At 61.5% G+C, this 21,197-nt stretch carries 14 protein-coding genes; 12 read left to right on the top strand and 2 right to left on the bottom strand.

Going from position 1 to position 21,197, the window contains the following annotated elements:
* A partial coding sequence (ku, locus tag H7B90_RS14265) for a non-homologous end joining protein Ku (protein WP_185136557.1) occupies positions 1-871 on the bottom strand: 871 nt, incomplete at its 3' end.
* A 159-nt stretch (positions 872-1,030) separates the two neighbouring features.
* Between ku and H7B90_RS14260 the strand changes: the two genes are divergently transcribed.
* The 11 genes from H7B90_RS14260 to tsaD all read left to right on the top strand — a co-directional run bounded on the left by H7B90_RS14260 (position 1,031) and on the right by tsaD (position 10,928).
* Positions 1,031-1,198, top strand: coding sequence for a hypothetical protein (locus H7B90_RS14260; RefSeq protein WP_185136556.1), 168 nt, complete (start codon positions 1,031-1,033; stop codon positions 1,196-1,198).
* Positions 1,195-1,377 carry an H-type small acid-soluble spore protein gene (locus H7B90_RS14255; protein WP_185136555.1) on the top strand — a complete coding sequence of 61 codons (183 nt, stop codon included), beginning with the start codon at positions 1,195-1,197 and terminating at the stop codon, positions 1,375-1,377. The genes H7B90_RS14260 and H7B90_RS14255 overlap by 4 nt, the downstream gene beginning before the upstream one ends.
* A 113-nt stretch (positions 1,378-1,490) precedes the next feature.
* On the top strand, positions 1,491-2,057 hold the full coding sequence (locus tag H7B90_RS14250; protein WP_185136554.1) for an FAD-dependent oxidoreductase: 567 nt from the start codon (positions 1,491-1,493) through the stop codon (positions 2,055-2,057).
* Between the two features lie 93 nt (positions 2,058-2,150).
* Entirely contained in the window at positions 2,151-4,112 is a 1,962-nt protein-coding gene (locus tag H7B90_RS14245; protein ID WP_185136553.1) for an MHYT domain-containing protein, read from the top strand.
* A 406-nt stretch (positions 4,113-4,518) separates the two neighbouring features.
* Positions 4,519-5,661, top strand: coding sequence for a glycosyltransferase family 4 protein (locus tag H7B90_RS14240; RefSeq protein WP_185136552.1), 1,143 nt, complete (start codon positions 4,519-4,521; stop codon positions 5,659-5,661).
* Positions 5,662-5,726: 65 nt separating this feature from the next.
* Positions 5,727-7,058: a UDP-glucose dehydrogenase family protein gene (locus H7B90_RS14235; protein WP_185136551.1), complete on the top strand. Its 1,332-nt coding sequence runs from the start codon at positions 5,727-5,729 to the stop codon at positions 7,056-7,058.
* Between the two features lie 198 nt (positions 7,059-7,256).
* A complete protein-coding gene (locus H7B90_RS14230; protein WP_185136550.1) occupies positions 7,257-7,799 on the top strand; it encodes an MOSC domain-containing protein in 543 nt (180 codons plus the stop codon).
* Positions 7,800-8,054: 255 nt separating this feature from the next.
* Complete coding sequence (tsaE, locus tag H7B90_RS14225) at positions 8,055-8,573, top strand: tRNA (adenosine(37)-N6)-threonylcarbamoyltransferase complex ATPase subunit type 1 TsaE (protein WP_185136549.1); 519 nt, start codon at positions 8,055-8,057, stop codon at positions 8,571-8,573.
* The gene (gene tsaB / locus H7B90_RS14220; RefSeq protein WP_185136548.1) at positions 8,570-9,370 is read left to right on the top strand and encodes a tRNA (adenosine(37)-N6)-threonylcarbamoyltransferase complex dimerization subunit type 1 TsaB; all 801 of its coding nucleotides are present in this window, start codon (positions 8,570-8,572) and stop codon (positions 9,368-9,370) included. Before tsaE ends, tsaB begins: the two co-directional genes overlap by 4 nt.
* 20 nt (positions 9,371-9,390) lie before the next feature.
* On the top strand, positions 9,391-9,900 hold the full coding sequence (rimI, locus tag H7B90_RS14215; protein ID WP_246578398.1) for a ribosomal protein S18-alanine N-acetyltransferase: 510 nt from the start codon (positions 9,391-9,393) through the stop codon (positions 9,898-9,900).
* The gene (tsaD, locus tag H7B90_RS14210; RefSeq protein WP_185136546.1) at positions 9,897-10,928 is read left to right on the top strand and encodes a tRNA (adenosine(37)-N6)-threonylcarbamoyltransferase complex transferase subunit TsaD; all 1,032 of its coding nucleotides are present in this window, start codon (positions 9,897-9,899) and stop codon (positions 10,926-10,928) included. Before rimI ends, tsaD begins: the two co-directional genes overlap by 4 nt.
* A 418-nt stretch (positions 10,929-11,346) precedes the next feature.
* On the opposite strand, the gene H7B90_RS14205 is transcribed toward tsaD, so the two are convergent.
* Positions 11,347-12,276, bottom strand: coding sequence for a transposase (locus H7B90_RS14205; RefSeq protein ID WP_185136545.1), 930 nt, complete (start codon positions 12,274-12,276; stop codon positions 11,347-11,349).
* A 1,217-nt stretch (positions 12,277-13,493) separates the two neighbouring features.
* Between H7B90_RS14205 and H7B90_RS14200 the strand changes: the two genes are divergently transcribed.
* Entirely contained in the window at positions 13,494-21,059 is a 7,566-nt protein-coding gene (locus tag H7B90_RS14200; protein WP_185136544.1) for an S-layer homology domain-containing protein, read from the top strand.
* Positions 21,060-21,197: the final 138 nt, after the last annotated feature.

Here is a 21,197-nt window from a genome sequence, read left to right as displayed (position 1 = left end):
CGCCAGCCGTGCCTGCCGCACCAGCTCCCGCCGTGCCTGCAGCGCCTGCCGCGGCGGGCCGGCCGGCCCCTCCGGCCGCGCCCCTGTCGGCCGGCGTCGGCTTGACCGCCTCCAGGCTAGCCTGCAGCGCGGCCATGAGGTCGATGACGTTCGTCCGTTCCGCGGCCGGAGCCGTCACCACGTCCGCGCTCTCGCCCGCCACCTTGCGCCCGATCGCGTCGAGCAGGGCGACCCGGTAATCGTCCGTATACTTGGACGGATCGAACGGGGCCGTGAGCTGGTCGATGAGAAGCCTCGCCATCGACAGCTCCCTTTCGTTCACGTTGATCTGCTCGGGCAGATTCGGCACCCCTTGCAGCGAGCGGATCTCGTCCGGGTAGAACATCGTCTCCATGCAGATGCAATTGTCCTTCACGCGGATGGCCGCCAGGCTGCTTTTGCTGCGGATGGCGACCTTGGCGATGCCGATGCGCCCGGATTGCCGCATCGCTTCGAGAAGCAGGCTGTACGCGCCGCCCCCCGCCTGATCCGGCGACAAATAGTACGTTTTCTGATAATACAGCGGGTCGATCTCCTCCAGGGAGACGAAATCGATGATTTGGATCGTGCGCGCCGTCTCCGGCTTGATGGCTTCCAGCTCCTCGTCGTCGAACAGGACGAAGCGGCCTTTCTCGTACTCGTAGCCACGGGTAATCTCTTCCCACTCCGCCGGCCTGTCGCAGTGCGGACAGCTCCGGACGTACGAGATCGGCGTCCCGCACGGCTTGTGGATGTACCTGAGGTGCACGTCTTTGTCCTCGGTGGCCGTGAACATTTTGACCGGGACGTGCACGAGACCGAAGCTGATGGCGCCTTTCCATACGGTATGCATGCCTGAAGGGCTCCTTCCTTGAGTTGACGTGAAGCGGGCCGCCCGATCGGCGCCCGCCGCGGCAAGCTTCGGTTTAGGGTTCCCCGAATGCATGGGGGCATCCCGATCCGGGCATATTGACGGGTGAACAAATCTATGGGGCGGAGGAGACGGGCACGCATGGACAGACCGAGCGACACGGATTCCTTGAATGAGGGCAAGGACGAATACGACATGGATATCGACCGAATGATCAACGAAGGGCTCGGCGGCGGCCAGGTGACGATTCACAACGGGCTGATCGAAGAGACGACGACCGATTCGATGAGGGAAGGGGATCCGGAATGAACGTAGATCGCGCGAAGCAGATTTTCGATTCGAAGGATACGATCGCGGTGCAGCTCGAAGGCCAGTCCGTCTGGATCGAGGAAGTCGACGCGGCGAACGGGATGGCGACCGTGCAGATCGGGTCCGATCCGCTCAATACGCAGACCGTGTCCGTGGAACGGCTGAAGGAAGGCCGGTAAGGCGGAGGAACGGACGGGGCTCGCCGCCTTGTCCGTTTTCTTTTTGATCGGGGGAAGGGGGAGATGGTACAATCGGAAATGGAAGGAAAAACCGATGAGGGGAGCTGGGAGACGTGTACGAAGTTGCGATTATCGGGGGAGGCCCCGCGGGAGCGAGCGCCGCCATCTTCACGGCCAAGGCCGGGAAGAAGACGCTGGTTCTGGACAGCGACCAGAGCGTGACGAGAAGGGCATGGCTGGAGAATCATTACGGAGCCCCGGCCCTGTCCGGCCCGGACTTGGTCGACATCGGCCGCAAGCAGGCCGAGAAGTTCGGCGCGGAATTCGTTCAAGCCAAGGCGACCAAGCTCGAGGCGAACGGCGACAGCCTGCGAATCGAGACGGAAGGCGGAACGTACGAGGCCAAGCATGTCATCGTCGCGACCGGCATGTTCGTCGACTTCGCCGAATCGAGCGGCATTCGGACGAAGCCGGGAACCGAGCCCCGGATCAAGACGGTCATCGACGCCACGCCCGAGGGCAAGACGAACATCGCGGGCGTCTGGGCGGCGGGAACGGTAGCCGGCGTCAGCATGCACACGATCATCACGGCCGGCGACGGCGCGAAGGTCGCGATCAACGTCATCAGCGAACTGAACGGGGAACGTTACGTGGATCACGACGTGCTCAAGAACGGGTAAGCCGCTCGCCATCGGATAACCATATCGAGTCAACCTTGGCTGTCTCGGAACGATGCGTTCCGCAGGCAGCCATTGCTATAAGGAGCTTCCTTCATGCACCCGGATACCGGACAATTCAATTGGCTTCTCGTGTTCTTCTCCGTTCTCGTCTCCATCGTCTCCTCTTACGCGGCCATCGATCTCGTCGGGCGCGCCGGGCGGTCGTCCGCCAAGGCGGCGGGCATGCTGCGTCTGCTCGGCGCGATCGTGATGGGAATGGGCATCTGGTCCATGCACTTCATCGGCATCCTGGCGATGCACATGGACGCCGCGACGTGTTACAATCTCTCCCTCTTGTTCTTGTCCGTCGTGCTTCCCGTGCTGGCCTCCTACGGAGCGATGCTTCTGATCGCGTCCCCGAAGCCGAGCCGGAAGCGGGCCGTCTCGGCCGGCCTTCTCGTCGGCGTCGCGATCGTCGCCATGCACATCACCGGCATGAAGTCGATGAGGCTGGACGGGAGGCTGCATTACTCCCCGTGGTGGAACGCGGCATCCGCCCTCATCGCTTTTCTCATTCCGTGTCTGGCCTTCCTGCTTCCGCTTACGCGCCGGGCCCAAGGGATGGAGCGGCTGCCGGTCCGGCTGCGCGCGGCCTGCGCCGCGATGCTCGGCTTGGCTACGTCCGGCATGCATTACGCGGCGATGGCCGGGACGACGATCGAACCTTACGGTCCGGACGGACGGACCCGCGTGGACGGCATCGATCCTCCTTATTTGGCGGCGTTCGTCGGGGGCGCCACCCTGTTCATCGTGGCGACGATCTGGACCGTCCTGTTCCTGGACCGACAGAACGCCCTGCGGTCCGCCCGGTTCAACGAGCGGCGCTACTTCTCCCTGTTCGAGCACAGTCCCGACATGGTCGTCTGTTACGATCCGCATCAGCATCGGGTTATCAGCATGAACCCTTCCGTGCTCCGGAATACGGGCTACACCGAAGCGGATTTGCCCGGCACGAACATGTCCGAGCTCGTCTGCTTCCCCGAAGAACTGGCCGCGGTCGAGGAATGCTTCGACCAGGTCGTCGGGCTGTCGGCGGCGCGCCATCTCGAATTCCACGTGTTCAGTAAGGACCGGTCCCGCATGCTCATCAGCGCGACGATGTTCCCCCTGTTCGTGGACGAGAAGCAGTATCTTTATCTTGTCGCGAGAGATATTACCGAGCAGAAGCGGGCGGAGCTGGAGTTGATCCGGGCGAAGGAAGCCGCGGAGAGCGCCGACCGGGTGAAGAGCCGGTTCCTGGCGACGATGAGCCACGAGATCCGCACTCCTCTGAACGGAATCGTCGGCATCACCGAGCTGCTGCTGGCTTCCTCCCCGACCGAGAGCCAACGCGAACTGCTGCTGCTTCAGGAGAAAAGCAGCCAAGCCCTGCTCCGAATTCTCAACGATATTCTGGACTTCTCCCGCATCGAATCCGGCCGGATCGACCTGATCGAAGAGAGGTTCGACCTTCGCCGATGCCTCCGGGAATGTCTGGACCTGTTCTCGGTCAACGCCCGGCAGAGGGGCATCGAACTGGAGCTGAAGGTGTCTCCCGGCATGCCGGCGGCGCTGTACGGGGACCAGCTCCGGCTGCGCCAGATCGCGATCAACCTGATCGGCAACGCGGTCAAATTCACCGATACCGGAACCGTCCAGGTGGAAGCGGAGGTCGAAGACGAAGGCGGCATGGGGCAAGAAGAGGCGCGGCCGGCGTCAGGCGCGGAAGAGGGGACGTCGAACCCGGACGGCTTGCCGGCCTTCGGACGGAAGCGGATGGTCGTTCGCTTCCTCGTCTCCGATACCGGCATCGGCATCGATCCCGACAAGGCGCATATGCTGTTCCTTCCGTTCACGCAGCTCGATTCCGCGATGAACCGGCGTTACGACGGCGCAGGCCTCGGGCTCGCCATCTGCAAGAACCTCGTCGAGCTGATGGGCGGGCAAATCTGGTTGGATACGTCTTGGAGCAAAGGGGCGGCCATCGGATTCCGGCTGCCGTTCGGTGCGGACGACGGGCGGAATGACCGTCATTAGGCGGGGTAAACCGCGTCATATCGGCAAAAGAAGAAGTCGAAGGCCATTCCGAGTATCGGAAGGGCCTTTATTTCTAAAGTCCCGGAATGTTGACAATGATACAATTTGTATCCTATAATAAAGCAAAATACGTTACATAAAGTTATACCTCGGAATTAATCGGGCCGATTACCGGACTCCGATTATCGAGCCTCGCTCCTCGTTCCGCACGCCCCGTTCGGGGCTTTCCGAATCCAAGATCAGCCGGGTAAGGGGGGACTCTAACGTCTCGTTCGAAGCTTGATTCATGCGGATCCGTCTCGAATCCGAATCGCCACCACCACAAATAACCGCCACGACGCCGGGAATTACGAGGGCTGCCTCTTACGGCGGACGAAGAGAAGCGGGGCAAGGAAGGAAGGAATGGATGAAGATTGCCATCGTTCATGATTGGCTCGTCACGTACGCCGGCGCGGAACGCGTTCTGGAACAATTGCTGAGGTTGTTCCCCGATGCCGACGTATACACCGTCGTCGATTATTTGCCGGAGAAGGACAGAGGGTTCCTCCAGGGCCGCCCGGTCCACACTTCGTTTATTCAGAAGCTGCCGCTAGCCCGGAAGCACTATCGGAATTACCTCGCCCTGATGCCCTTGGCGATCGAGCAATTCGACCTGTCCTCCTACGACTTGATCGTCTCCAGCTCGCATGCGGTGGCGAAGGGAGTCATCGTCGGATCGCAGCAGGTGCACGTCTCTTACGTCCATACGCCGATTCGTTACGCCTGGGAGCTCCAGCACCAGTATTTGAGGGAATCCAATTTGACCCGCGGAGCCAAGGCCATGGTGATCAAGGCGATGCTGAGCCGGATGCGCATGTGGGACAGCCGGACCGCGAACGGGGTCGATTACTTCGTCGCCAACTCCCGTTACATCGCCGACCGCATCTGGCGGGTGTACCGAAGGGAGGCCGAAGTGATCTATCCTCCCGTCGACGTGGACGCCTTCGAATTGGAGACGGACAAAGGGGACTATTACATGACGGCTTCGAGAATGGTTCCCTATAAGAAAATCGACCTCATCGTCGAGGCGTTCGCCGAGATGCCGGACAAGAAGCTGATCGTCATCGGCGACGGTCCGGACTTCAAGAAGATCAAGAGCAAGGCGGGCCCGAACGTCGTCCTGCTCGGCTATCAGCCCTTCCACGTGCTGAAGCGGTATATGCAGAAGGCCAGAGCGTTCGTCTTCGCGGCCGAAGAGGACTTCGGCATCGCGGTCGTCGAGGCGCAGGCGTGCGGCACTCCCGTCATCGCCTTCGGGAAGGGAGGAGCCGTGGAGACTGTGCGCGGCTTGTCCGAAGACCGTCCGACAGGCGTCTTCTTCCGCGAGCAGAGCGCGCCGGCGATCCGGGAAGCGGTCCGGACGTTCGAGCTGCGGGAGATGGATATTATGCCCGTCCATTGCCGCAGGCAGGCCGAGCAATTCTCCAGAGAGGTGTTCTTGAACCGGATGGGGGATTTGCTGGAGCAGGTGAAGGCCGGCCATCGGGTCGGGGAACTGGTGCGAGCTTAAGCTTCGCGTTGACGGCCATAAGGCAGGAGCGGCGAAGGCCGCGGGAGAGGAGAGAGAGACATAGAATGAAGATTGCCGTTATCGGTACGGGATATGTCGGGTTGGTATCCGGAGTTTGCTATGCGGAGCTGGGGCACGAGGTCGTCTGCGTGGACAACGATTCGGCCAAGATCGAGAAGCTGCGGCGCGGCATCATCCCGATCTACGAGCCGGGCCTGGAGGAGATGTGCGCGAACCTGGTCCTGGACGGCCGCCTGGCGTTCTCCGAGTCGCTTCAAGACGCGGTCGAAGAAGCCGAGCTGGTCGTGATCGCGGTGGGCACGCCGCCGAAGGAGAACGGGGAAGCGGACATGCGGTACATCGAGGCGGTCGCCGCCGAGCTCGGAGACCATATGAACGGGTACAAGGTCGTCTGCGTCAAAAGCACCGTCCCCGTCGGCACGAACGAACGGGTGAGAGAATTGATCGCCGCCCGGTACTTCGGGCCGTTCGATGTCGCGTCGCTGCCGGAATTCCTTCGGGAAGGCACGGCGGTGCACGACACGATGAACCCGGACCGGGTCGTCATCGGCTCCGACAGCGAGAGGGCGATCGCCTTGCTGAAGGAGCTTCACGCTCCGCTGACGCCGAATCTCTTCGTCACCGACATCCGCAGCTCGGAGATGATCAAGTACGCTTCCAACGCTTTTCTGGCGACCAAAATCTCGTTCATCAACGAGATCGCGAACATCTGCGAGAAGGTCGGAGCGGACGTCGACGACGTGGCGAAGGGGATCGGAATGGATCGCCGGATCGGCCCTTCCTTCCTGCGCGCGGGGATCGGCTACGGAGGCTCCTGCTTCCCGAAGGACACGAAGGCGCTCATTCAGATCGCCGGCAACGTCAAGTACGATTTCAAGCTGCTGAAGGCCGTCGTGGAGGTCAACCGGCACCAGCGCTTCAGCGTCATCGACAAGCTGGAGGACGCGCTCGGTTCGCTGGACGGGATGTCGATCGGCGTCTGGGGGCTGGCCTTCAAGCCGGACACGGACGACGTCCGGGAGTCGCCCGCGATCGAGATCGTCGGGAAGCTGATCGAGCGGGGCGCGAAGCCCCGGGTGTACGACCCGGTGGCCATGGACGCCTTCCGCCGGGGCCACGACCACCCTGCCATTACGTGGTGCGGTTCCGCACTGGAAGCGGCGCGCGGCTGCGAAGCGCTCTGCTTGCTCACGGAATGGCGGGAATTCGCGGAAGCGGACCTGCTCGCGCTCGAAGAGGCGATGAACCGCCCGATACTCGTCGACGGGCGCAACGTGTTCGGCGGCGAGAGAATCGGGAGCACCGGGTTCTCGTATTATCCGGTGGGAAGGCCGGTCATTCGCCGGGAGAAGCATCTCGTTCGGGAGCTTAATTGAAGATAACGGACGGAGCGAAGGCGCCGGTTTGCCTGGAAGCGGGCAAGCCGGCGTCTTTTTGGCGCGTGCGGAGGAAGAATATCCGGGATACGCGCATGAAGGGAATTCGGATCGGCCCGTCGAAAAAGGGATGAAGGAATAAAGAAGCGCGCCGTTCGCGGAACGGCCGCGCAACCCCTTATCGAGAGGAACGACGCGATGAAAGATAACGATGCTTACACGGAAGCGGTGCTGTCGACCCCGGATCCCGACTCGTTCGTAACGAAGAGACTCGATTCGATCGAAGTGGATTTGGGAGGAATTCCGGGAGACCGGCATTACGGCCTGCTCCGTCCGGCGGATTCCCGGCAGAAGCTGTACCGGCGGGGGACGATGATCGCCAACCGGAGGCAGATCAGCATTCTGTCCGTCGAGGACAACGCGGAGATCGCCCGGGGGCTGGGAGTGGAGCGCATCGAGCCCGAGTGGCTCGGAGCCAACGTCCTGCTGAGCGGGTACGAGCGGCTGACGTTGCTGCCCCAGGGGGCGCGCCTGCTGTTCGCTTCCGGCGCGGCGCTCATCTGCGAGGGCGAGAACATGCCCTGCCTGGGACCGGGCGAAGAGATCGCGGCCTTCTACGGCCGCGATGAGCTGGCGCGCCGGTTCGTGAAGGCGGCGAAGCAGCTTCGGGGGATCGTATGCTCCGTCGAGCTGCCGGGTACGATCGCGGCCGGGGATGCGGTCCGGATCGTTCTGCCTTAGCCGTCCGAAGGAGGCGGGCGCCTGGGGGCGCCTTTTTGCAACTTCGCGCCCGTGCCGATATAATAAGATCAACTTGCGGCTTCCGAAGCGAACCGCGTGGTTGGATGGCTTCATTTTTTCGGCTTCACGCGCTTATCCGCGCTTGGACGAATGATCGTCCGTCCGCGGATTTTCTGTATTTGGGCGGACGGACTTCCAGACGGACTTCGAAGGCCAACTTCCGCGACGGAGGACTGACAAAGGATGGGACAGGCTATGAATACCGGGAACGGCGGCCGCGCCGGGAGAACGTTCGTCTACCGGGCTTCCGACGAAGCCGCCACCGTCGGCTTCGCTTCCCGATTGGCCGCTCTGGCGGTGCCCGGAACGGTGCTGGCGCTGGACGGCGATCTGGGCGCCGGCAAGACGCGGTTCGCGCAAGCGTTCGCGAGCGGGCTCGGAGTGCCGGGAATCGTGAACAGCCCGACGTTTACGATCATCAAAGAGTACGAGGGAGGAAGGCTCCCTTTCTATCATATGGATGTGTATCGGTTGTCCGAAGCGGAAGCGGACGAGCTCGGGCTGGAGGAATATTTCGAAGGCGAAGGAGTCTCCCTCGTGGAGTGGGCTTCGCTCATCGAGCCGCTGCTCCCCGAGGAACGGCTGCACGTTCGGCTGCGCGTGACGGGGCCGACCTCGCGTCTGCTGGAATGCCGTCCGATAGGCGAACGCTATTCGGAATGGTGCGCGGAACTGGGCATGGAAGAGACGGACGAGGAGGGGAAGGGCGAATGAACGAAGCGATACAAGCGGATCCGAAGAGCGGCTGCACGGCGCTCGCTTTCGATACGTCCACTTCGGTGCTGGCGGCCGCTCTTACCCGCAACGGAGAGACGCTGGGCAGCTCGCGTTCCTTCACGGAACGGAACCACTCCGTCCGGATCGTCTCCGATCTTCGCGACTTGATGGAACGGGCCGGCGTACGCCGGGAAGACGTCGACGTCATCGCGGTCGGTCAAGGCCCCGGTTCGTATACGGGGGTCCGGATCGCGGTATCCGCGGCGAAGACGCTCGCTTGGGCTTGGGGGAAGCCGCTGGTCGGCGTGTCCAGCCTGGAGGCGATCGCCAGCGGAACGTGGGCGAGCCTCGCCGCCCGCCCGGATACGGGCGACGAAGCCTGGATCGTGCCGCTCATGGATGCGAGACGCGGACAGGCGTATACTTCGCTTTTCCGCGGGAACCGGCATGGCGAATGGACAAGACTGGAGGAAGACGGCATTCGGCTTCTCGCGGATTGGGAGCGATCGCTGAGCGACCGGCTTCGCGCGTTGCAGGCGTCGGACCGTCCCGCTGCCGTCTACTTCGTCGGCGAGATCGGGTTCCTGGAGGGCAAGTGGAATCCGCCGGCCGAGTCCCCGGTTCCGTTCCTGCTGGAGCCTTCGGTTCTGGACGCGGGCGCGGTCGGTCTACTCGCGGAGAGACGATTCCGGCGGGGGGAGAGGGACGACGTTCACGGCTTCGTCCCGAACTATACCCAGTTGACCGAAGCGGAGGTCAACCTCATGAAGGCGAAGACGGAGAGAGCGAACTGATGCGGCAGCGGAGACCGGATATGGGGCAACTGGAATTCAGGAGCATGACGCTGGACGACGTCGACGCGATCGTCGGGATCGAGCAGGAAGTCTTCGCCGCGCCGTGGACGGCGGAAGCCTTCCAGAACGAACTCAAGCAGAACATGTTCGCCAAATATATGGTGATGGAGATGGACGGGGTCATCCTCGGCTACGGCGGGATGTGGCTGATCGTAGACGAGGCCCACGTTACGAACATCGCGATCCGGGAGCCGTACCAAGGCCAAGGCCTCGGCAGACGGCTGCTCGGCGAGATGATGAAGACCGCCCACTGGCTGGGCGCCCGCCGGATGACGCTCGAAGTTCGCGTCTCCAACGAGCGGGCCCAACGGCTGTACCGAAGGTTCGGCTTCGCTCCGTCGGGCCTTCGCCCCGGTTATTATTCCGATAACCGGGAAGACGCTCTTATCATGTGGGCGGATTTGAACCCGGAAGTCTGGACGCAAGCGGAGACAGCCGGAACTTCGGAAGGAGAACGGGAACAACCATGAATCGGCCTTATCATCTCCTCGCGATCGAGACGAGCTGCGACGAGACTTCCGTGGCGATCGTCCGCGACGGAACCGAGGTGCTGTCCAACGTCGTCTCCAGCCAGATCGAGACGCACCGGCGCTTCGGCGGAGTCGTGCCGGAGATCGCATCCCGCAAGCATGTCGAGAGCATGACCGTTATCCTCGAAGAAGCCGTCGCGGCCGCGGGAGTAACCTTAAGCGACATCGACGCCGTGGCAGTGACCCAAGGCCCCGGACTCGTCGGCGCCTTGCTCGTCGGCGTGGTGGCGGCCAAGAGCCTCGCGCTGGCGCTGGACGTCCCGCTGATCGGCACCCATCATATCGCCGGGCATATTTATGCCAACCGGCTGATCGGCCGGATCGAATATCCGGCTTTGGCCCTCGTCGTGTCCGGCGGGCATACCGAGCTCGTCCTCCTGGAGAGCGAAGGGTCGTTCAACATCATCGGAAGAACGAGGGACGACGCCGTCGGCGAAGCCTACGACAAGGTCGCCCGCGCCCTCTCGCTTCCGTATCCGGGAGGCCCCCACGTCGACCGGTTGGCCCAGGAGGCGGCGGAAGCGATCGAGCTGCCCCGGGCCTGGCTCGAGCCCGACTCGTACGACTTCAGCTTCAGCGGCTTGAAGTCGGCCGTCCTCGCCGAGATCAACCGCTCGAACATGAAGGGCAAGCCCATCGACGCGGCCGCTCTCGCCCGAGGCTTCCAGGAGTCCGTCATCGACGTCGTGACGGCCAAGGCGATGCGCGCCGCGTCCGAGTTCGGCGTCCGCCAATTGCTGCTCTGCGGCGGGGTCGCCGCGAACCGCGGGCTGCGCGAACGCCTCGCTTCGCTGTGCGAGGCGGCGAATCTTCCGCTCCTCGTCCCGCCGATGTCGCTCTGCACCGACAACGCCGCCATGATCGCGGCCGCCGCCGATTTGAAGTGGAGGCGCGGGGAGTTCGACTCTCTCGATATGAAGGCGGAGCCTCAGCTTTCTCTCGAGGACTGGAGCGTCCGTTCAACCTAACCGAAAGCCCCCGGGCTTTCGGTTTTTTCGGTCCTCTTTTTGCTCGCTCCTCTCGACGTATTCGCTCTCCCTTCTCTCTCTGGCTTTAGCTCGCATCTACGCTCCTGTTGTCTCTATAGTCCTCACTTCCATCTTCGCTCCTATTAGCTTCTTAAATCCGTTCCCTCTCGCTCCCGTACTCCCTCTCCGTACTCCCTCTCGTTCTTCCTCTTGTTCCCGTTCTCGCTCTCGCGCCCCGAAGGTGTGCATCTCTTTCCCCGTAATCAGACCACTATCCCCTCGGCTCAGGTTTTGATCGTTATGCCGCTCATTTCCTTGTCTCGCCAAGAAGAGATAGGCAGCGTGGAAGTGTCGGATTAACCGAGTAGAGGATGTATCACGAAAATAAAGGGGATCTTCTGCGTGAAGTCCAGCTAGATTAAGCCGTCCAGAGACTTAGATGCCTTCCTCTCCACTTCGAACGGCTGCCCCACATCCGCCACGGAACGGGGAGAACCGGCCGGTCCTTGGTCAGTTCCTTATAAATAATCGTCGGCGTCGAGGCGCACCAACCGAGCAAGGCGTCGAACGCTGGAACGCTGCGAAGCTTCAGATTGACCCGGAAGGCGAACTCGTCCAAATACGCCTGCAGGTGCTTGGCGCCGATGCCGTTGAACGTGTCGTTCAGCCAAGCCCCGACGAACCATTGAAGCCGCTTGAACACGGGGAGGGATTTGTCCGCGCGCGTGTGGTGCGTCACCTGTTGCCCGTCGGTATGATCCTTCTCGAACGCGTCCAGTCCGAACCTAAGAACCGATCTTTGCTCGTTGTCGACGTGGTTCGGGTGGGGTTGTTTGATTTTCACATGGGTGGGTTCGTTCTGCTCGTTGACCGAAGCTCCCAGGATCAGAGGCTGGCGGCTGTCGAGGAAGAAGAGCGATCCGTAATGAAAGGGTTGAACGCGTACAGTCCCCGTGAGCGACTCGCTTGCATCGGCCCGCTGCATGGCGTGGCGGAGCTTGTGGGAGATGAGCCAGGCGGTCTTGTACGTGACGCCGATGATCTTGGACAGGCGAAGAGAGCTGATTCCGGAGGGCTGAGAGAGCAAGAAAAGAGCCTGAAACCAGCGGGTAAGGGAGGTCGAGCTTCCTTCCATGGCGGTGCCGGCGATGATCGACGTCTGGAGGCCGCAATGGGCGCATTCATATAGAGGCAATCGGCGGGTCGAGATCCGATAGTAACGGGAGTCGGCGCAGGAGGGGCAGCGGAAGCCGTCGGGCCACCGGGCCTGGAACAGCGCGTCGGCGCAGGCTTGCTCGGTATCGAACCGCCGGCAAAAATCTGCGAAATCCTGGCAGATGTCCTCCATTCTCGACCCCTCCAATGCATCGTTTTCTACTCTTATTATATCGAACAAACGTTCGCTTTTCAAGGAGAAATTTATAAATGAATGGAAGATTTGAGGGCCTGATCGGAGGGGATAAGGAGATCGGCGTACCGGATGCGATAACCTGAACGAAGGGATAATAGCACCAAACGACAACCTGAATGAAAGGGATAATGGCACCGAACGGTATGGAGGGCGAATTCGAAATTGGCGGTAGGGACAGGAGTGGCTGAGCCGGTGGGGAGGGGGACTGAGCGATGGGGATAGTGGTATTGCGAGGAATAGGGAGACGGAGGCAGAAGCAGATGCTGGGACAGAAACAGCAGAGACAGTTTCAGAAGCAGATGCTGGGACGGAAACAGCGGAGACAGTTTCGGAAGCAGAGGCAGAGACAGAAGCAGAGATAGAGTTACAGGCAGAGACAGAAGCAGGGATAAAGGTAGAGATATAGGCAGAGATAAAGTCAAAGACAGAGGACGGGCAGGACTGAGCCGAAGGGATAATGGTACGAAGACCGAAAATTAGATGAAGAACGCCGCGGTCCTGAGGCGAAGGGATAATGGAACGGCCGGGGAAAAAGCGAATCTGTCAATACGGTAGGAGCTTCGGCCAGGTGGTTAGGAGAGGGCCACAACCAATTTAAGTGAGAATGACCTCAAAGTTAAAAGAGATCGGTCGTAATTGGAGAGAGAACAGTCTTCGGGTTGGGGGGGATGGCATTAGGCTAAGAGTAAACGGCGGAAGGTTAGGAAAAGGGGCTGGCGGTTAGGGGGAGATTATCCAGGTGCGATATCGATATCGTGCTCCTATGCTTCGAGTTCTTGTCCGCGGGGATGAGGGTAGTCGTTCGGAAGGAGAGAGACGCGTCGGTCATATGACGGCGGTCACCGGATAATGCTGACCCTTTCGACGACGGCAGTCACTTGTTGGGCTTCCTGGAATCGGTAGAATGATACACGCACGGTATCTTATTATAACCGAGGAGGCTCTTAATGAGATCGCAGCCGAACTACCGACCGGGTTTACGTATTATAGCGATCCTATTATCCGTTGCTTTGTTTGGCAGCGGATTATTTGTTGGGTGGGGGCAAACGCAAGCGCGAGCCGAGGGACTTACCCAAGGCGAAATTCTGGATAGGTTGCTTAGCCCGGAAGCGGTCGGCAGCTCTCTCTCCGCCGCGGCCGTGGGAGACGAGCCGATGTGGAAGCATCTCGAACGGGTTTTCGACAAACTCTATCCGATCGTGGCGGATAATGTGCGTTTGTCACCGGACGGAAGATACGTCTCCTTTATCCAATATAAGTACGAGACGGGGCCATCCGGCGGGGAATTGCATTCCTCTCTCGAGCTGTACGACCGCGAGACGGGTACTCTGGAGAAGGTGCTGCCGGAAGATACGTCGCCGGAGCCGGTCCGGTTCTCGATGACGCCGGACGCCCGGTGGTTCGCCTTCTCGGGCAAGCCGAGCTACTCGGACTTGACGGACTCGCAGGTCTACCTATACGACCGGCAGGAGGAGGAGCTTCTGCTTGTCAGCCGCCAGCCGAGCGGGGTCCCGGCCTCGGGACTGAGCGATTATCCGTCCATCAGCGACGACGGGCGTTTCGTGGCGTACGACTCTTCGGCTCCAGATCTCGTGGAAGATGACGTCGATAATTTCGACGTTTTCGTCTTCGACCGCGACTCCGGAACGAACGAGCTCGTCAGTCGGGCCAAAACAACCGAGGATCCGGAAGAGATCGCGTCCGGCAACAGCGAGAAGCCGTCGATCAGCGGCGACGGCCGCTACGTGGCGTTCGAGTCCAGCTCTCCCTTCCTTGTCGAAGGGGACGAGAACGGGAATAACGACGTTTTCGTCTTCGACCGCGAGGAGAATCAGGCGCGCCTGATCAGCATTCCCGAGACGGAAGGCCAATCGGAGGAAGCCAGCGGCGGCGCTTCGATCAGCGCGGACGGGGAAGTCGTCGCGTTCGAGACGTATGCCGGATTGGCGGCGAACGATACGAATGACCAGTTGGACGTCTACGTATACCGCAAGGCGGAAAATAAGGTCGAACGCGTCTCCGTCGCCACGGACGGCTCGCAGAACGACTTCGAGAGCTATAAGCCTCTTATAAGCGCGGACGGACGTTTCGTCTCCTACGAGACATCACCGAATACATCGGATTTCGCGCAAGCGATGGTGGCGGATCTGGAGGCCCATAGCACGAAGGAAGTAACCGTGCCGGAGTCCGAGGAGAAGCTGAGCTTGCCGTTGACGGAGTTGGCTCTCAGTAACGAAGCGGCCGTCGCCGCCTTCAATGCGGGCTATCTCGTCAAGGATCCGTCCACGGGAGAAGAGATCCCGATGGTCGGGCTGTTCATCGCCTCGAACGACAAAGGCGAAGGGGAAGGACCGACGTGGCCGGACGGCAGCAAGCTGGAAGCGACGGAGGTGAAGCCGGACCGGGTGACGCTAACCTGGACGCCGGCGTCCGATGCGGCCGGCATCAAGGAATATCGCTTGTACGCGAACACCGAACGGATCGCCGTGGTGGACGGGAACACGTTGTCGTACACGGCGACGGAACTTACGCCCGCGACGGAGTATACGTTCCGCGTCGAGGCGGTCAACGCGGCCGGAGCCGCGACGAGCGGGGGGCCGCGGGTGATCGTCACGACGGAGGCGGATGACCGCACCTTGGATGTGAAGCTGGAATTCGACCGGCTATCGCCCATGCGGCTTCCGCTCCCGAACGGAACGATGACGATCATGGCGAGAGCCAAGACCGGCCGAGCGATTACGGCGAAGATCGCGTACGCCACCTGGCTCGACGAAGCGGGCGGCAAACTGCCCGCGCCTCGAGCCGCGGAGACGACGGCGAATCTGGTCGAGAAGATTCCCGGCTCGGGCGCGTACGAAGCCTCGTTCCCGGTGAAGGCTGGGGTGGCCGAGCTGACTTCGGTAACCGCGGTCATGACAGGCGCTGCGGGAGGTCCGGTCGAAAAGAAAGCGGCGGGGTTGCCGCTGGCCGTCTCCGGCACTCTTAAGGCGACGTTCGACAATCCCGGCGGGGTCGATCTGAACGGGGCCTATCTGACGGCGGCAAGTCTGGACGGAAGCGGCTCGTCGTCGGCGGTTCTGAAGGGTGGCGAACCGATCCTCCTCGAAGGGCTGACGCCGTCCGACAAGTATTCGGTCGCGCTGTACTCCGCTACCGGCAAGCCATTGTTCGCGCAGTCGGGAGTAAGCGTCTCCGCCGGGCTGGAAACGTCGCTGGCCGTGCATGTCGCCCAGTCCTCCAGATACCGGTTCAAAGTGACCGACGAGAATAGCAAACCCGTAAACGGCATCCGCATCGAGGTCTGGAACGAAGCGGCAACCGACTATTTGGCCGGCTACCAGACGCTCACGGACGGCCAGACGGGGTGGGCGGAGGTCGAAGGCTCCGGTCTGAAATTCACGGCCAAATTCGACTATAACGGAACGAAGTACGATCCGGTTCCCGATATTCCGTTCACTTTGAAGCCGGGGGACAATATCATCCCGATTACCATCCAACGCTCGGCCGAGGGCAAGCTTCAAGGCAAAGTGACGAACCCGGAAGGCAAACCGGTATTCAACGCTCTGGTCACGGCGACGCAGATTTACAAAGGCAAGCCGTTCGTCCAAAAGGTGTACACCGACCTGAACGGAACCTATCAATTGACGGTACTTGCAGGCGAGGTCTCCGTTCAAGCCGCCCAAACCGGCTATCATTACTTTTCGGATGAAGGCTTGAAGGCGGTCGTGGAGAAAGGCAAGTCGACCACCTTGGATATTCCGGTCCGCATGGCCGCGCAAGGAATGGTAACGTTCAAGGTTCACGTCAAAATGGTCGGCGGCGAGTGGCAAGGTCCCGTCGACATGGAACAGCTTCGCTTCAAGGCGACGCTTCGGAGCAAATTCGGGGGACGCGTCGGCTATTATCAGAACGCGATCCAGTTCCAAGGGCAGCCCGGGGAAGACGTCGAGGCATGCATATCGGGCGTGCTGAACTCCCCGTTCGAACAGTGCAAGACGGTCCGACTCGATTCCGAAGCGAATGGAACCGTGGAGCTGTGGGTCGAGGAGACGGGCGGAATTTTCAAGGGCGCCGTTCCGACGGAAGGAAGCTCCTGGACGAACTTGAATCTGTACGAAGTCGACGGCGACAAGCTGACGTACGTCAAGTCGACGAGCTTCCGAACGGGGCGGTTCGAGCTGCACGCTCCGAAAGCGGGCGCCTATCGGCTGGAGTTCAACCGCAGCGATTCGAAGACGAACCGGCTGTCGATCTCCTACAAACAAATGTCTATCCGAGAGCAGGAGACGGTGGACGTCGGGACGATCGACCTTCAGGATAAAAAATACTTTTTCCAAGTAACGGCCAACGGGTTCCTGGCCCAGCCGAACGAAGTGTCTCCGGGAGGTACTCTTAACCTTCGCGCGTTCTATCGCAATGCCGGAGACAACGCGGTGACCGGCGCGAAGCTGAAGATCGACCTTCCGGACGGGATAACCCCCGTAACGCAACCGGGCGGCGTCCGCATTCCGGTCAAGTTGAACGGAGCCGACGCGACGGCCGCGCTTAAAGGCCGGACGCTCGAAGTCGCGCTCGGCGATATCGATCGGAGAGCGCAAGGAACGGTCGCGCTGCAAGCGAAGCTCGACGCGGACTTCTCGCTTGGTCAAGCGCAACTGTCCGCCCGGATCGAGGGAACGGCCGGCGGGGAGCCAATCGGCGAGTCGCTCGGCTACGTGCAGCTCGACGTTCCGAAGGTGACTCTCGAGGCGCCCGAGCTCGTCTCGTCCGCGAAGGTGAAGGTCGCCGGCTTGGCTCCCGCCGGAAGCCTCGTCAAGATTTTCGACGACGACTTGCTTCTCGAGACGGTCACGGCTTCTTCCGCCGGAACGTGGAACGGCGAGGTCGAGCTAACCAACGTGGACGGCGACAACGTCCATCTTCTGTGGGCCCAGGCGGAGACCGGCAACAAGAAGCTTCGCTCGGAGCGCCACGTCGTGACTTACCGCGAGAACGAGCCGGTTCTGCAGCAGATCGCCATGGCTCAGTATCCGAACGGCAAGTGGCTGCAGCTCGACGTTGAGAACGGCATCGCCCAGTTGCCTTATACGGTTCTTCCCGGCAATCCGTTCGCGTTCGTCCTGAAGTTCGACGAGCCGGACAAAGTCAAGAACGTCAAGCTGTATCTGGGAGGCCAGATCGGAGGCCCGGTAACGGCCGAGAAGGGCCCCGACGGCTTGTTCCGGGCGACGGTCCCGACCACGAACGGGACGCTCGGGGGCCTGTACGTCGACTACGACACGGTGAAGCCGAAGATCGTCATCAGCCGGGAGGCCCCGACCGAGCAGGAGACGAGAGACTCGCTGCCTCCGCAGATGAAGGACTTCAAGATCGTCGAGAAGACGCCGTTCAAGCTGGAAGGCAACGTCTACTCGGGCAGCGCGGTCATCGAATTCCCCGAATTGCCGGACTTCAAGATCAAGGCCAGCGAACAGATCGATCTGTCGCCGACGACTTACCGGCCGACGGTCGAGGAGATCGTCGAAGCCGAGGCGATCGGTCTTCCCTTATACAACATGACCTTCGACGTGAAGGAGACGGAAGACGGAGTCGTTGTGAAAATGAGCGCGTACATGCCGAAGGCGGAGTTGTTCCCATCGGCGAAATCGGAGGGGGAATCAGCGGTTGCCGCGCTAGCCTTCGATCCGTTGGAGGTTCTGGACGAATACGGAATCGATCCGGGCAAGTATCGGGGCATGATCAAGGTGGCGACCGAGTATAACGTCGTAGTGCAAGAGGTGAAGGCTCCTCTCGACAAAGTCAAATCGCAGTATTCGAAGTACAAGAAGTATTCGGGACGGATTACCAAGATCATGGACAGCATCGAGGCGGCGACGATCTGTCCGGAGAACATTGAAGCGACAAGCCAGCAAGCGAGCAAGGCGCTGCTCGTTACGGTCGGCGGAGAGATCGCCAAGACGGCGATCGGAGCCTGGACTGGAGCGATGATGCTGGAAGGGCCCGCGGGAGCGATCGGCGGCCTCGCTTCCAAGTACATCTCCTACAGGATCGACAAATACGTCGACGGCGAGATCAACAAGGTCGCGACGGCAGGTCCGACGAACCCGCAGAGCTGCGAGGAAGATGAGAATTACGACGATTTCGAAACCGAGAACATTTATAAGAAAAGGCTGAAGAGAGTCGCTCGCCTGAAATGGATCTACGATCCGAGCGGCTACGTATACGAAGCGGTTCCGGCCAACCGGCTGGAAGGCGTCCGAGCGACGGTGCTGTACAAGGAATCGGCCAAGGGAGAATGGAAGGTATGGACAGACGCTCCCTCCTACGATCAGATCAACCCGCAGCTGACCGACAAGGAAGGACGGTATGGCTGGGATGTCCCCGAAGGCATCTGGAAGGTCGTCTGGGAGAAAAGCGGATACGAGACGGCGAGCAGCGCGGAATTGACTGTTCCGCCTCCTCACTTCGACGTCAACGCCGGACTCGTCTCGAAGGCTCCGCCGCTGGTTGACGGCATCGAAGCCGTCGTCGGGGCGGATGGCAGCTACGTCGACGTCTCGTTCAGCAAGTATTTGAAGGCGGGCGAAGCGATTCCGGCTTCCGCGGTGACGGTTAGCGGGCCGGGCGGAGCCGCCGTCGAAGGCAACGCGGTCTTCGTCGAGCTGCAGGACGGCGAAGGCGGGAAGTTGGCTCGCAAGGTGAGGTTCGCGCCTAGCGGCGAAGGGTTGAAGGAAGGGGAAGACTACGAGGTCAAAGTCGAGGCCGGTTCGTTCGTCAGCTACGCGGGAACGAGTCTGTTGGCGGGCGACGATCGGGTTGTCAAAGCGGTCCGCCGCGATGCCGAAGGCCCGGTACCGGTCAAAGCCGAGGCGGCCGGAAGCCGGTCCGCGGTCCGGCTCGTCTTCGACGAACCGTTGAAGGCGGGAGCGATTCTGGCGCCCGAAGCGTTCAACGTTAGCGGAGCCGGCGTCGCCGTATCGTCGGCGGTCGTCGAGGTTCCGGAAGGCGAAGGGCCGCCGAGCGCGGTCGTGCTGACGCTGAGCGCGCCGTTCCCCGAAGGGGCGAACGTGACGGTAGGCGCAGCTGCCGGCGCCGTGACCGACGTTCTGGGCAATCCTTCGGAAGAGAAGACGCTGACGTTAAGCGGACCTAACGCAACGTTAAGCGGCCTGGCCGTCGAGGGCGGCACGCTGGCGGAGGCGTTCTCCGCGGATCGAACCGACTATACGGTCAAAGTCCGCTCTTCCGCCGCGACGGTCAAGATCAAAGCGACGCTGGCGGAAGCGGGCGGCAAGCTGTCCATCCGGGGAGTGAAGCTGGATAACGCCGCCTTTAAAGAAATCGAGATACCGAGCGATGGCGTCATCCCCATCTTGGTCGAAGCGGCTAATCATCCGGACGCGACCAAGACGTATACGCTGACGGTTGTTCGTTCGTCCGACCCGGGTCCGGGAACGGGAGGCAGCGGAGGCTCGGGAGGCGGAGCCGATCCGAATCCGGCCGAAGGCAATATCGCCGACATCGGCAAGGATGCGGAGGTTAGCGTCAAGGACGGCGACGGAGGCCGCAAGTTAGCGGCGATCTCTCTCAAGACCGAGACGGTGCTTAATGCGATCAAGAACGCGAAGAACGGCGAAGAGCTGTTCGTTCAAGTTCCGTCCGCCGCCGATTCATATGACCTCGTCTTGCCGGCGGAGGCGTTCCGCGCTCTGGCGGAGGCCAAGGCGAAGCTCCGGCTGAAGGGCGATCCGGCGTCGGTTGTCATAGACCCGGAAGCCTGGACGTCCGGCTTCGGCGACAAGGCTTCCGCGGTACATTTCAAGGTCGACCGCGCTTCCGCGCAAGAGGAGAAGGCATGGCTGGACGGCCTGAAGGCCAAGTTCGGAGGGCTGACGGGGGGAAGCGGACTGTACCGGTTCGCCGCGGAAGCGGCGGAAGGAGACGGAACCGTTCCTCTGACGGCTTCCCGGCCCGATGCGGCCCTCGGGTATTGGACGACGACGTCCTCCGGATCCGCGGCCGTCTACGGCTACGATCCGAGCTTGCAAGCGTGGAGCTTCGTCTCGGACGTCTCTGGCACGGCGGGGCTCAAATGGGCGGGCGCCGACGCGAAGCCGCGCTACTACGGCATCGTCGCCTTCGCGAATCCGTTCGCCGACATCGGCGGGCACTGGGCGAAGGGCCATATCGAATGGATGGCCGCCCGTCTGTACGTCAACGGAATAACGGCCGATGCGTTCCAGCCCGACCGCAAGGTGACGCGGGCGGAATTCGCCGCGATGCTCGCGCGCATCGTCGGCGCGAAGAGCGAGGCCGCCGGAGCGTCGCCGTTCGACGACGTGAAGGCGGAGGACTGGTACTACGAGGCGGTCCGCACGGTGGCCGCCGCGAAGCTGATCGAAGGCGACGGGCGCGGGAAGTTCCGCCCGAACGACTTCGTCACCCGCGAGCAGATGACGGCGATGAGCTGGCGGGCGTACTCGCTGCTCGTTGCCGGTGCCGTCCCGGCGCGGGAAGAGGAGATTCAGAGCCTCCTCCAGCCGTTCGCGGACAAGGGCAAGATCAAGAGCTGGGCGTCGGCGGACGTCGCTTCCGCGCTGAAGGCGGGACTGGCGCAGGGCGTCGGCGGATCGCGGTTCGATCCGGACGGCGTCGCGACCCGCGCCCAAGCGGCGACGGTTCTCCGCCGCATCGCGGAGAAGCTGGAGAATCCATCCTAATCGTCGGATAGATAAAAGAGAGACAGGCGAACGATCGCCTGTCTCTTTTCTATGAATAAGGAAAGGAAGAAAGGATGAGCGAGAAAGAAGCCATTGGAGGAATTTGCAATATTTTTCCGAATAAGGAAGTGTGGATAT

Source organism: Cohnella xylanilytica (assembly GCF_014212175.1).
Classification (GTDB): domain Bacteria; phylum Bacillota; class Bacilli; order Paenibacillales; family Paenibacillaceae; genus Cohnella; species Cohnella xylanilytica.
Note: the sequence above shows the minus strand (reverse complement) of the source record. Positions and strands in the feature narration are given on the sequence as shown.

Coding starts and splice junctions, on each gene's coding strand:
- H7B90_RS14260 (WP_185136556.1), top strand. CDS start 1,031: ATGGACAGACCGAGCGACACGGATTCCTTGAATGAGGGCAAGGACGAA.
- H7B90_RS14255 (WP_185136555.1), top strand. CDS start 1,195: ATGAACGTAGATCGCGCGAAGCAGATTTTCGATTCGAAGGATACGATC.
- H7B90_RS14245 (WP_185136553.1), top strand. CDS start 2,151: ATGCACCCGGATACCGGACAATTCAATTGGCTTCTCGTGTTCTTCTCC.
- H7B90_RS14240 (WP_185136552.1), top strand. CDS start 4,519: ATGAAGATTGCCATCGTTCATGATTGGCTCGTCACGTACGCCGGCGCG.
- H7B90_RS14235 (WP_185136551.1), top strand. CDS start 5,727: ATGAAGATTGCCGTTATCGGTACGGGATATGTCGGGTTGGTATCCGGA.
- H7B90_RS14230 (WP_185136550.1), top strand. CDS start 7,257: ATGAAAGATAACGATGCTTACACGGAAGCGGTGCTGTCGACCCCGGAT.
- tsaE (WP_185136549.1), top strand. CDS start 8,055: ATGAATACCGGGAACGGCGGCCGCGCCGGGAGAACGTTCGTCTACCGG.
- tsaB (WP_185136548.1), top strand. CDS start 8,570: ATGAACGAAGCGATACAAGCGGATCCGAAGAGCGGCTGCACGGCGCTC.
- rimI (WP_246578398.1), top strand. CDS start 9,391: ATGGGGCAACTGGAATTCAGGAGCATGACGCTGGACGACGTCGACGCG.
- tsaD (WP_185136546.1), top strand. CDS start 9,897: ATGAATCGGCCTTATCATCTCCTCGCGATCGAGACGAGCTGCGACGAG.
- H7B90_RS14205 (WP_185136545.1), bottom strand. CDS start 12,276: ATGGAGGACATCTGCCAGGATTTCGCAGATTTTTGCCGGCGGTTCGAT.
- H7B90_RS14200 (WP_185136544.1), top strand. CDS start 13,494: ATGTGGAAGCATCTCGAACGGGTTTTCGACAAACTCTATCCGATCGTG.